Source organism: Bacillus sp. 05T21 (assembly GCF_056396785.1).
Genome location: NZ_JBFTMD010000053.1, coordinates 1 through 11889 on the forward strand (window position 1 = coordinate 1; position 11889 = coordinate 11889).

Consider the following 11889-nt stretch of genomic DNA (forward strand, 5'->3'; position numbering starts at 1 on the left):
AGTTCATTATTCCGCAATTATTTATAAAAATTATCATACCTTAATACGAAAAAAAGAGGAGGAAATAATATGGCAATCGCAATGGCAGTTTTAAAATTTGTAGGTGGAGCACTTCCATTAGTTCAAGAACTTTTAAAAGCATTTATGTAAGTTCATTATTCCGCAATTATTTATAAAAATTATCATACAAATGATCTGTATATCAAAAATGAATTGATGTGCAGATCATTTGTGTGAGCAAAGTCCCTTTAACATTATGAAGGGGCTTTTTTAAATTTCTACATACTGAGGTTCCGTCACATCAACATCAAGTTAAAGCACTTTTAAAACATTAAAAAGTGCTTTTTATTTATTATAAATACGAATGTAAACTTTTAAATATTAGTTTACATTCATTTCCCCATGAATATTGACTTCACGCCAAATTTTCTGATATCCTCATAATACATATAAAAAGTATACATTCAAAACACTATAAATAAAGAGGTCAAAAACCATGAACAAAAAACCACATCTCATCGATGTCCAACCTATCCGTAGCAAAGAACAGATCGAAGATATGAAGTGGGCTCTTAAACGTCATTGCTCCGAACGAGACTATATTCTCTTTCTGATCGGCATTCATACCGGATTACGTATTAGTGATTTACTTCAACTTGAAATACAAACCATAGTAAAACTAAAACGAAAAAAAAGAAAAGAATTTAAAATCAAAGAAGGCAAAACAAAAAAAGAACGCATGATTAACCTTACTTCTATTTTTGATGAAGTCTATTCATATGCCAAAACACTAGAAAGTATCTGGTTATTCCCTTCACGAAAAGGAGATCAACCAATTAGTAAGATCCAGGCTTATCGACAATTACAAAAAGCCGGAGATTTTGCCGGTATAGAGTCCATTGGTACCCACACCATGCGCAAAACCTTCGGTTATTGGTTCTATAAGCAAACAAAAGATGTAGCCATGCTGCAAGAAATACTCAATCATAGTACACCCCAGATAACATTAAAATATATTGGTATCAACAAAGAAGAAAAAGACAATATTCTAGATATCTTTTGTATTTAATTTAACTATCATGATTAATCTTGATAAATATTTAATTGTATTGACTTAAAAAGGAAATAAGTGTATTTTTGTATTAAGCAAATTATTTTTACCTAAGGCAACTTTGAAGTTATAAACCCCTCATAAAAGTATTTAAAAGTAATTCAAGGTTTATGTCATGGTATTCCTCTGTAGCTCCCGATACTATCTCGGGGGCTACTCCCGTTTTTGAAATTAACATAACCCTATTTAATGATAATACAAACAAAAAGAACTAAATTTTTAAATAACACAGTTTCCCTTTAGGAGATGTTTTATATGAAAAATAAAAATCTAAAAAAAACAAATAGCCATCTTAAAACAAATGCACGAGTTTCCGCAGAAGAATTATCAAAAATACTAGCAGATGATCACTCACTAACAACAGAAAACTTACTAATTTTGGGTGTTGATATACATGTATTATCATCTAAATGTGTATTAACCATCTACAAAATATTTAATGAAACAAAAGGAATAAAAACTATACGTAGTTCTATTTGGGGAAAAAGAGATAATAATTGGAAGTTGTTTTTTCATCAAGAAACAAAAATGTATTAAGGGTAACTACTTAGGATTAGAAACTATACTCATTGTTTTATTTCACTAAGCACATTATATATTTCATACAGATCTACCACCCATATTTCAACGAAAATATACACAAATAAATTCCAACACCAATTTCTCACCTCTTTTAAGTTTACATAACACCACTTATCAGTAGTACTATCTAGGAACGTCTGAGATTAGTTTTATCAATCAGATATAGTATGTAAAATTTTAAAAAAGACACTCAAATGAGCGCCTGCTTTTTTCAATATCCGAATCCGCCACCGCCGCCGCCCCAACAACTACATCCGATAATGATTAACAGGATGAACAGAACGATTAATAAAGCAAATCCGCCGCCAAAGCCACCACAAGAACCGCCAAAACTCATATTTTTTCCTCCTTCAATTAGGAGATAGAACAATGGGTACGTTATTATTTTAATGGATTCATATTATTTTATGTTTTTATGAACAGAATGAGCAGGTCCCTTCAGATCTTCTGAAGGGACTTTTTATTCACATAATCATCATTATCAATAACAAAATAAGTCTCAATTTTTATCTATGACTCCTAAACAGAAGTAATCGTTACCGTACCCGATAAACGAAATTATAGGTGGTTACAACATGCTTACTCGTTTCATACAATATATATTGGTTAGATGACTACTCTTTTATAAAAGGAGGTAAAACAAACAATGCCTTATTCTAGTATGCCATCTCAAATGTATTCAGGACAAATGATGCCTTATTCCGGTATGCCATCTCAAATGTATTCAGGACAAATGATGCCTTATTCTGGTATGCCATCTCAAATGCATTCAGGACAAATGATGCCTTATTCTGGTATGCCATCTCAAATGCATTCAGGACAAATGATGCCTTATTCCGGTATGCCATCTCAAATGCATTCAGGACAAATGATGCCTTATTCTGGTATGCCATCTCAAATGCATTCAGGACAAATGATGCCTTATTCTGGTATGCCATCTCAAATGTATTCAGGACAAATGATGCCTTATTCTGGTATGCCATCTCAAATGTATTAGGGACAAATGATACCTTATTCTGGTATGCCATCTCAAATATATTAGGGACAAATGATACCCCACCCAGTTCTTGTTGTTGCAAGATAAACAGCACGTAATCAAATTGAAATAACTTAACAACCCACATTAGCAACAAAACATCAAGAAAAGGCATTCCAAATATGGAACGCCTTCTTTTATTTTATAAAATCATCAACCTAAACCCATTTTTCAAATATACTCTTCAACAATCTGAAATATTCCAATTAACATAACCCCACTTATCGGCATTCAATGTATCTAGAAAAACCCCTTCAGTTTACTTGGCTAAAGGGGTTTCGTATTTACATAATTTCCGATATAGGAAGTGAATAAATATGATTTATTTAACATTAACTCTCATTATCAGCAATTGGATAACTACTTAAAACTGAAAAAGAATTTGCCAATTTTTTTGCGAAATTTAATGGTGGTTCAACAGATTGGATATGAATATACATAATCAATGGTTTCATATATAACCAATGATTATGTAAAGCACTAACAATAATCCCCTGTTGAACAATTGATTGCATAAATAAAGGAATTTCTTCTTGTAAAATAGCAATTTCTCCAAAGTTTAACGCATTACCATTTTGATCTAACGATTCAAAAGATATACCGACTGGTATCACAGAGATGCTTGGTCGTCCTTGAACAAACACTTTGATATTACGACGCAAAGATACAGAACAAACACCCTGATTTATGTTGCTTTTCCCATTAAAAATTTTAGCAAATTGTTCACAAAGGATGTTAAGGTTGTTCATAAATCTGATGTTCCTTTCTCACTATAATAGAGTGCTGTACTACTTGAAGTATTGATTTATATATCATACAGACAGGGTATGTATGGTTACTTATATCAATATATGATATAAACACACTTGGCATGCAAATATATAGGATAAAGCGAGAAACGAAGGAATAAGGATGTATACCCAATTCATATGAGGTTAACATAACGTCCTATTATTAGTAATTGTATATTCGTTAAAAACTTTTTGGGATAGTTACGATCCTATTGGGAACATTAATTTTTATGGAGGTGATTGTAATGAATAATAACAAACAACCAAACAAAACTTCTGTAGGAACAAATGTTGCATCTGCATCTAACAAATTTGGAACAGAATTTGCTAGTGAAACAGATGTACAAGCAGTAAAACAACAAAATGCTCAAGCAGAAGCTAAAAAGAACCAACAATCTAGCCAACAATAAACTTAACAAATAAAGGATATTTTCCATAATCGTGGGAAATATCCTTTGAGCAAACTATCCAAGATGCGATAAGGCATCATTCATGAAACCCAATTACGTAATAGAAAAAAACTACTTCTTTTAACTGGGAAAAGGTAGTTTTTTTCTGTTTTTAAGCTGTATATGGTATACAATTTTAGTTAACATAACGTCTCATTATCGATAGCAAACAAAAAAGCCCATCTCTTTTTTCATAAGGGATGAGCTTTTTTATCTTTCTATTATTCTAAACAACTTATTAAAAAGAATAAAATACAACCAAGTATTAAACTCTGTATCTTACCATCTCTTCCACCAAGGTTTTTTAGCTTCTTGATAAATTTCTTCGATTTTTTTATCAAAAACTGTATCTCGTTTTGCAATATATTCAATCATTTTTTGCATATCTTCAATTTGTTGATCTTTTTCTTTTTCTCTTTTTTGAGATTCCAACAACTGTTTTTTTATTTCAATTTCAGTTTCTTCAGATGCTTGCAACTTAGAAATTATCATTTGATTTTGTTCTTCAATTTGTTCTATTTGCTTTTGAAACGAATTTGCTAATTTTTGAATCTCATATTGCATTTTGTGCGGAATTAAATTACTCTCTGATTCCTTATTTATCAAAGGTTGCACGCTCTGTATCGGTGATTCTTGCTTCTGTCTTCGTATCACTGCTACGGAAGCTGCCATATCAAGGTTTACTCCAGCTTCTTTTCTAGCTTGAATCAAATCTCTAAATGTTAACTCATCTATATCAGTAAAAATCCTTGTATTGTTTTCATTTTTCCGAAAAACATACCCTGCTTTTTCAAGGGATTGGGCATACTTCCTAACTGTACTTTCAGCAATTCCAAATGTTTTAGCAATATCATGACTTTTTAATTCCCTAGGGATTCCCTCTAACAATTCAACTTTTGTATCACCCGTATCGGCCATCGCTACCACCTCTTTCTATTTTTATAAGCGATATATCGGCGATATAATATAAATAAATAACACTTAAAATAAACATAACAAAAAATAAACAAGAATACACAAAAAATTTCAGACAAATTAAGCATATACTCGTCTTTTTTAAACATCAACATACACTATGATTTAAAACAATCATAATCAAATTTATACAAGATTTTATACAAAAAAAAGGGAAAAGAAAATAGCAAGGATCCCTCGAATCCTCGCTATATCAACCATGTATAAAATTATGTATAAGAGATAACTAGACATAGAAAGAAGAAACCTAGTAAAAACAAGGATTCTACGAAAAAATTTGCTACCGATAATAATGCGTTATGTTAACTGGTATTGTATATCGCATACAATAAAACACATTCTATGATTCATCGCTACATATTCCACCAGTCATACCTAAAGTTTTTAAATAAACCTGAACAATAGGTACCTTTTTGAATAACCTAATATACCAATTCCCCCCCTTTCATTAGGAAAACCAATCATCTTTTAGGATACGATTTGTCCACTCCGCAAGCTGAATACTACATACAATATATAATCTACAAAAATATTTATTAGGAGTTGAATATATGGGATCAACAAAGTTAACAGGACGAGTAATCTTCAAAGGGGACCCCGGCTATAAAGAAGCAATTAAGAATTGGAACCCTTATGTTAATGTCTTTCCTCTTGTCTTTGTTTTTGCGCAAAATGCATGCGATGTAAGTAATGCCATTAAATGGGCTCGTGAGAATTGTGTACCACTGCGTGTCAGAAGTGGCCGCCATGCTCTAGATAAGGAGTTCTCCGTTGTAAAGGGTGGACTTGTTATTGATACGAGCGATATGAATAAAGTTCACTTAGATAAGAAAAAGGGAATTGCTACCGTTCAACCGGGAATTCGCGTGGGCCCTCTTGTAAAAAAATTAGCCCAAGAAGGTTTCATGGCGGTATTTGGAGATAGTCCAACCGTTGGGATTGGTGGAATTACAACTGGCGGCGGATTTGGAGTACTCTCACGGTCAATTGGTTTAATATCCGATAACCTCCTCGAACTAGAGATGGTGGATGCAAAAGGAAAAATTCATCGCGCAAATTCATCTCACAATGAGGACTTATTTTGGGCCTCTAGAGGCGGCGGTGGCGGTACCTTTGGATATAATACCGAATACACGTTTAAAGTTCATCCCGCCCCCAAAACCGCGACGGTCTTTAATATTGTTTGGCCATGGGAGCAATTGGAAACGGTATTTAAAGCTTGGCAAAATTTGATGCCGTTTGTAGACGAACGATTAGGGTGCATACTTGAGATTCTCAGCAAAGTAAATGGACTGTGTCATGCAACTGGACTTTTCTTGGGTTCCACTTCTGAGTTGAAACAAATTTTAGCACCTTTACTATGTGCTGGTACACCAACAGAAATAGTTATAAAAACACTTTCATATCCAGAGTGTATCGATTTCCTCGATCCTCCGGAACCACCCTTTGCAGATCAAAATTTTAAATTCTCTTCATCTTGGAGTAACAACCTTTGGACAGAAAAACCAATTACGGTCATGAAACAATTTTTAGAAAAAGCACCAGGAACAGAATCCGAATTCTATTTTCAAAATTGGGGAGGTGCCATTAGAAACGTACCGAAAGACGAAACAGCCTTCTATTGGCGCACTCCACTGTTTTACACGGAATGGAATGCTACTTGGGTTGATCCATCAGAAGAAGCTAGTAGTCTTGCATCAGTCGAAAAAGTGCGTAAGCTGTTAAAACCATATACAGTTGGTTCCTATGTTAACGTTCCAGACGAAAGTATCAAACATTTTGGAGACGCCTATTGGAGATCAAACTTTAAAAGACTTCAAAAAGTAAAAACAAAATATGATCCCGAAAATGTATTTCATCATCCACAGAGTATCCCACCATTTTGTTAAATCGTTTCTTCGTTTTGTAAAACAAAATAAGACCCCTGCGTATTGACAAATAAAAAAGGATCTTCTGTATCAAAGATCCTTTTTTATTACCGATAACGAAAATTATGTAAATAAGCTGTCCACATGGACAGCTTATTGTTTTTTATGGTTTTATTCTAGTCTTTTGGTTTAAAATTTGCTTTTTGGCTAGAGTGCTGGCTCGTCGTGTGGGGGCGAAACCCCACGTATTACGTATCTATTTTTGAATAAGAACTATTTTAGGACGAATGATCTAGGCGGTTCGGCTCGTATACTTGCTAGTCCAAGTCGAGAACCATTGCTTTGCTTTTTGTCTGTCGGCTTGGCGAGAAAAGCACACGAGCCGAAAAAAGTTTTGCAAGGACAATATCAAAAAGAAAAGGCGATAGCCTTTAGGTGAGAATAAACGAACCAACTTTTTGATATTGAGGGTGGAGATTTTTGAGTGGTTTTCTCAAAAATACAACCCGTTCCTTGCGGAACTTTTAGCCCTATATATAAGAGTGAGAAGAGCAAAGTGAAGAAACTCAGTAATAGCAAGGTTTTGAGAGGGGGGGGGTGTTCGAAAATTCGAACACAGGTGTTCGAAAAAAGGTACACCTAAAAAATGGAAAAACAACAAAAAAAGAAGATGTCAATAGTGACATCTAAAATAAATAAATCGGTAAATTATGTTTTTTCTTATCTCCATCTACTTTAAAGTTTCTAAGAGACTTCTTAAAAATCTTCATAGTAGCCTTATCTACCCCATCTTTAGGAGAACAACATAGAATATTAGGATTCACAAACCATGTACGAGAACTACAAATACGTCCATCATCAGTTGTCATTCCTGATTCTGCAACTGCTAAAATTCCCTTTTCTAATAACCCATTCATTAAAACAGAAAGATTACTTCTACCTTTTCCTAACTTTTTTGCTAAATAACTCGGTGTAGCTGCATCTGCATCTATTTCATCTGAATCTTCATCTGAACATTCAACTAAAATATTAGTTTTAAATTCTATGTATGGTATTAAGTCAATTAAAAAAGCTTTTTCAGCATTTGTCAGATATCCAATTTTACATAAATAATTAATATTATCAGTAATTATCTGCACAAATCTCACCCGATCTGTAGGTTTTTTCTTTTTCCCTATAAAATACTCTTCCCCACCAGACATTTTACTTAATACTTGTAGCATAATGACTCTTTCTTCTTCAGAAAGTCCACCACTACCTTCAAGTTTTTCATAAATGCTATTAATCTTACTATCTCTTTCTTTTGCCTTTTTTTCAGCTTGTCCGAAATCAATAATTTTCTTTGTCATATCTAGGTTAATTCCTCCTTAATTGAGGGAATCAACAAAAACACCTATTTTTTGCTATTTGATTATAAATCAAATTATGATAATCTATAATCAGATAAGTGAAGTTTAGGTATTTTCGTAGAATACCCTATGAAAAGAGTCATGTTACCGCATGGCTCTTTTTTTCATTCTATCACGTTTTCAATAACCTTAAAGATAAAAAGAAAGTTTCCTTACTATTTTACCGCTCCATGTCCAATCCACGATGTCTATTCATTTCTTTTTTATGCTCGCGTTCAAATTGATTATCTATTCCCTTACTATCCAAGTCATTTTTAATAATCCCTCTAAACGCCTTAAATTGCTCTTTAAAAACTTTTTTCGTTTGTACATACAAAACTCTTATATTCGTCTGTAAACCCTTTATATGAGCTTTTAATGAGCTAATTTCTTTATTTAATACACCAACTTCTTTTTGCAACTTACTTTTTTCTTGTTTCAACGTTCGATTTTCTTTCATCCATCCCTCTACATGCGCTTTTAAACTCTCATTCTCTTTCACAAAATCTGTTTTTTTCAAACGCTCATAATCCTTTTTGATAGTAACCGCTGCATTCACTTGCTTTGTTAATTCTTGATATTGTTCTGGTGATAACACATAATTTCTTGTCTGTTTCTTCTTGATTTCAGCTTTTCCAAACATTTTATCCTGTACTTCTACTACTACTTCTTTACGTAAAAATGGAATTTTAACAGGCTCATTGGGTACTTGATCCGTAACACTATCTAATTCTTTTTGCATTTGTTCTACTCTTTTTTCTAACTCTATATGACACTGGCCAATTAGCTGTAGCTTTTCACTTTCACTCTCTACTTGTTGTTTCACTACCTCTAATTCTTTGTACGTATCAACGACATCGCTTTCCAAACTCTTTTTCACTACTTGTAATTCGTTTGTTTTCTCTTCAACATTTTTTAAGTTATGGTCAATCGTTTGTAACTGCATCTCTTTTTCTTGTACTTGATTCTCAACAATTGATTTTGTTTCTGCATATTCCTTGTATTGACGGACTTTCATGTATTTATGTGAACCTACATTGGCACGTTCAAAATTTGGAATGTGTTCTTTCGCTAATTTCTCAATATAGGCCGTTTCTAATTCTCTCCAATGTGCAATTAACTTTCTTCCCGTTCCCTCTACACCTTGTTGCTGCAAAGCTTTATCCATTCCGACACGCCTCGTTAATCCTCGACTACTTTCGAAATTTGGTACATAGTTAATATGTAAATGCGGATTCGCTTCATCATCATGTAAAACCATGTTATAAACCGCTAGATTAAGATTTCGCTCTTGAAACGCCTCTGCATACTGTTTTAACGCTTCCTTTTTGGCTTCCCTATATTTCGAGTCGTCTTTACCTTCCCCAATCGCCACGACTAGTTCTCGTTGCTCATGTGTCTTATCGTCTGTATGTATTTTGTCATAGTAGTCATCAATCTTACGGTCATTCCGTTTTTGTTTCTCGTTATACTTGTCCACTGCTTCTTGAAAGACATCCTTGTATACACTTCGGATATCCTTTTGAACAAAGTAAATATTCTCATGTAACCTGGCTGGATCAATCCCAGGATTTCCATGAATATTTTCTCTGTTATTATGACTCAATGAACTTTGGTGGGATTGATTAAATGAGATAGAACCCAACATAAAGTGCCACCACTTTCCCTAGATTAGTTGATACCATCAGTCTAGCAAAGCGACGAAATGATGTCAATTAACGTAACCCTATACGTATTTTGACGCTTTGCATCAAAATAGATAGGGGTCTGCGACGCTTTTCGGCTCCGCCGAGCCATGCCTAGCATGACAAAAACACACCTTGGGCCTTGCCCAAACCCACTGGGGAATTTTTCCCCAGACCCCATCAATCGAACTCCCCAACCCCTCAATCCTTGAGGGGCTCCCTCGCCGGTTGGCAGGAACAAACAGTAGTTTGTTCAGTGCCAAGAGGGTTCGGGTGTAGTACAGTTGGTCAAGTCAAATACTCCCTTTGCTTCGCTAGGTCCGTTTTGATTGACCAACACTCTTTTTTCCTATAACAGGTTTTTAGCTAATACACCAAGTACTCCTGTTAACAATCCGCTTATGATCAATCGTAAAATCCATGTAGTATTTGCACTGATTTTATCTAATTGTTTATTAATAGTTAAAACATCCTTTTCAGCTACTAGTATTCTTGCTTCTAAATTTTTCACATCGTGTTGTATAGCTTTTAAATCTAGATTCATTTGATTAAAATCTTTTTCTAGTTCCTCCAATTTTGTCATATAACACATTTCTCCTTTAAAATTAATTTTAAATACATTATATGTATATGGTAATTAGAGAATGATGATATAAAAAATAGGACTCAAATCTATTATTAAGATTTAAGTCCTATTCAAAGATAAGAGGATTCTACCAAAACGTAATATAATTTATGCTTATCTTTTTTAATATGCATCTAGTAAAAACACATTTTTTCAGTCCCTCCTTGTTTTTAGGTGTGAGATCTATGGTTCAAGTGAAGCTATATTAAAGAAGCTAACCTTTTCTGATTGAAAGTAAACTTTTATCTATCTGGACTTACTCCTTAACGAAAAATTTTGTACATTTGATAATAAGTGTAATTTATTACCAAAACATACAAAGGGGTCTCATAATGGATATTTTTTTATTCAATTTATTATTTTTTTCGGTCTTAATTTTATTAAAAATAAATTTTATTTCAGCACTAAATACAGAAATAAAAAGAGAGTCAAAAAACTATTTAATAATAATTATTGATTTTCTTTTTATAATTATTTTTTTATGGCTTAGTATAAATGTTTTTTTAGAAATTACTTTAATATTACGCAGAAATTTCGATAATCTATCTTTATAAAATATTATATTAATTCATTGTTCTTCATTAATTTGTTTAACTATCATGTTATCAAACTGTTAAAACTTTTAGATATTCACATTGAAAAATGAATGTAAACTTTTGAATATTAGTTTACTTTCAGTGATAGAAGTAGAACCACATGCCCATCAACCCAATATTTTGGAGTACCTCCAAAAAAATTCACCTCAGATACAACAAAAGAGCCTTACCTCTGTAGGTAAGGCTTCACTAGTATAGTTGTATATATTTACATAACAAATAAGAAACATAAAACATATAATACAAAGTAGCAGAACCCTAACATTCCGCCTACAGCTAGTACCTGTTTACCCCAGCTCTTGAGTTTCAGATTACTGTCAATAATCGCTTGCACTCTTTCCATATCCGTTTCCTCCTATTAAGGAGAACCCTTAAAGACTCTCACCTCGATATGATACCATTAAGGAATGACTAATAGAGGTCTAATTTTTGTCTAAATATATAAATATGCAATATTGCATATAAGAATGTATTGATAAAAATGTAAGCGCTTACTATAATGAAAGCATAAAGATAAATCACATCTTAGCATCAACAACAGAGGAGGAAATAATATGACAATCGCAATGGCAGTTTTAAAATTTGTAGGTGGAGTGCTTCCATTAGTAGGAGAACTTTTAAAAGCATTTATGTAAGTTCATTATTCCGCAATTATTTATAAAAATTATCATACCTTAATACGAAAAAAAGAGGAGGAAATAATATGGCAATCGCAATGGCAGTTTTAAAATTTGTAGGTGGAGCACTTCCATTAGTTCAAGAACTTTTAAAAGCATTTATGTA

At 33.0% G+C, this 11889-nt stretch carries 12 protein-coding genes; 5 read left to right on the plus strand and 7 right to left on the minus strand.

The window, feature by feature from the left end; genetic code table 11:
* Window positions 1-496: 496 nt before the first annotated feature.
* Window positions 497-1069 (plus strand): tyrosine-type recombinase/integrase, encoded by a 573-nt coding sequence (locus AC1DKZ_RS31900; protein ID WP_476997891.1) that lies wholly within the window; start codon window positions 497-499, stop codon window positions 1067-1069.
* Between the two features lie 297 nt (window positions 1070-1366).
* Complete coding sequence (locus AC1DKZ_RS31905; protein WP_476997892.1) at window positions 1367-1648, plus strand: DUF4440 domain-containing protein; 282 nt, start codon at window positions 1367-1369, stop codon at window positions 1646-1648.
* A 256-nt stretch (window positions 1649-1904) separates the two neighbouring features.
* On the opposite strand, the gene AC1DKZ_RS31910 is transcribed toward AC1DKZ_RS31905, so the two are convergent.
* Window positions 1905-2030, minus strand: a complete 126-nt coding sequence (locus tag AC1DKZ_RS31910) for a YjcZ family sporulation protein (RefSeq protein ID WP_002169341.1) — start codon at window positions 2028-2030, stop codon at window positions 1905-1907.
* A gap of 309 nt (window positions 2031-2339) precedes the next feature.
* Here AC1DKZ_RS31910 and AC1DKZ_RS31915 point away from each other — a divergent pair, with 309 nt between their 5' ends.
* Window positions 2340-2690: a hypothetical protein gene (locus AC1DKZ_RS31915; RefSeq protein WP_476997893.1), complete on the plus strand. Its 351-nt coding sequence runs from the start codon at window positions 2340-2342 to the stop codon at window positions 2688-2690.
* A 371-nt stretch (window positions 2691-3061) separates the two neighbouring features.
* On the opposite strand, the gene AC1DKZ_RS31920 is transcribed toward AC1DKZ_RS31915, so the two are convergent.
* Complete coding sequence (locus AC1DKZ_RS31920; protein ID WP_476997894.1) at window positions 3062-3478, minus strand: DUF1259 domain-containing protein; 417 nt, start codon at window positions 3476-3478, stop codon at window positions 3062-3064.
* A 287-nt stretch (window positions 3479-3765) separates the two neighbouring features.
* Between AC1DKZ_RS31920 and AC1DKZ_RS31925 the strand changes: the two genes are divergently transcribed.
* Window positions 3766-3930: a gamma-type small acid-soluble spore protein gene (locus AC1DKZ_RS31925; RefSeq protein WP_476997895.1), complete on the plus strand. Its 165-nt coding sequence runs from the start codon at window positions 3766-3768 to the stop codon at window positions 3928-3930.
* A 318-nt stretch (window positions 3931-4248) separates the two neighbouring features.
* Here AC1DKZ_RS31925 and AC1DKZ_RS31930 read toward each other — a convergent pair whose 3' ends face one another.
* Window positions 4249-4887, minus strand: a complete 639-nt coding sequence (locus tag AC1DKZ_RS31930; protein WP_476997896.1) for a helix-turn-helix domain-containing protein — start codon at window positions 4885-4887, stop codon at window positions 4249-4251.
* Between the two features lie 608 nt (window positions 4888-5495).
* Here AC1DKZ_RS31930 and AC1DKZ_RS31935 point away from each other — a divergent pair.
* Window positions 5496-6833: an FAD-binding oxidoreductase gene (locus AC1DKZ_RS31935; protein ID WP_476997897.1), complete on the plus strand. Its 1338-nt coding sequence runs from the start codon at window positions 5496-5498 to the stop codon at window positions 6831-6833.
* A gap of 665 nt (window positions 6834-7498) precedes the next feature.
* Here the strand turns inward: AC1DKZ_RS31935 and AC1DKZ_RS31940 are convergent.
* The 4 genes from AC1DKZ_RS31940 to AC1DKZ_RS31955 form a co-directional block, all read right to left on the minus strand.
* Entirely contained in the window at window positions 7499-8161 is a 663-nt protein-coding gene (locus AC1DKZ_RS31940) for a MarR family transcriptional regulator (RefSeq protein ID WP_113770321.1), read from the minus strand.
* Between the two features lie 220 nt (window positions 8162-8381).
* Entirely contained in the window at window positions 8382-9848 is a 1467-nt protein-coding gene (locus AC1DKZ_RS31945) for a plasmid recombination protein (RefSeq protein WP_476997898.1), read from the minus strand.
* Window positions 9849-10234: 386 nt separating this feature from the next.
* On the minus strand, window positions 10235-10468 hold the full coding sequence (locus AC1DKZ_RS31950; protein WP_144511805.1) for a hemolysin XhlA family protein: 234 nt from the start codon (window positions 10466-10468) through the stop codon (window positions 10235-10237).
* Between the two features lie 846 nt (window positions 10469-11314).
* A complete protein-coding gene (locus AC1DKZ_RS31955) occupies window positions 11315-11449 on the minus strand; it encodes a hypothetical protein (RefSeq protein WP_265324006.1) in 135 nt (44 codons plus the stop codon).
* Window positions 11450-11889: the final 440 nt, after the last annotated feature.

Excerpts from the sequence above, each read along its gene's own strand:
- AC1DKZ_RS31900 (WP_476997891.1), top strand. The coding sequence starts at position 497 with ATGAACAAAAAACCACATCTCATCGATGTCCAACCTATCCGTAGCAAA.
- AC1DKZ_RS31905 (WP_476997892.1), top strand. The coding sequence starts at position 1,367 with ATGAAAAATAAAAATCTAAAAAAAACAAATAGCCATCTTAAAACAAAT.
- AC1DKZ_RS31910 (WP_002169341.1), bottom strand. The coding sequence starts at position 2,030 with ATGAGTTTTGGCGGTTCTTGTGGTGGCTTTGGCGGCGGATTTGCTTTA.
- AC1DKZ_RS31915 (WP_476997893.1), top strand. The coding sequence starts at position 2,340 with ATGCCTTATTCTAGTATGCCATCTCAAATGTATTCAGGACAAATGATG.
- AC1DKZ_RS31920 (WP_476997894.1), bottom strand. The coding sequence starts at position 3,478 with ATGAACAACCTTAACATCCTTTGTGAACAATTTGCTAAAATTTTTAAT.
- AC1DKZ_RS31925 (WP_476997895.1), top strand. The coding sequence starts at position 3,766 with ATGAATAATAACAAACAACCAAACAAAACTTCTGTAGGAACAAATGTT.
- AC1DKZ_RS31930 (WP_476997896.1), bottom strand. The coding sequence starts at position 4,887 with ATGGCCGATACGGGTGATACAAAAGTTGAATTGTTAGAGGGAATCCCT.
- AC1DKZ_RS31935 (WP_476997897.1), top strand. The coding sequence starts at position 5,496 with ATGGGATCAACAAAGTTAACAGGACGAGTAATCTTCAAAGGGGACCCC.
- AC1DKZ_RS31940 (WP_113770321.1), bottom strand. The coding sequence starts at position 8,161 with ATGACAAAGAAAATTATTGATTTCGGACAAGCTGAAAAAAAGGCAAAA.
- AC1DKZ_RS31945 (WP_476997898.1), bottom strand. The coding sequence starts at position 9,848 with ATGTTGGGTTCTATCTCATTTAATCAATCCCACCAAAGTTCATTGAGT.
- AC1DKZ_RS31950 (WP_144511805.1), bottom strand. The coding sequence starts at position 10,468 with ATGACAAAATTGGAGGAACTAGAAAAAGATTTTAATCAAATGAATCTA.
- AC1DKZ_RS31955 (WP_265324006.1), bottom strand. The coding sequence starts at position 11,449 with ATGGAAAGAGTGCAAGCGATTATTGACAGTAATCTGAAACTCAAGAGC.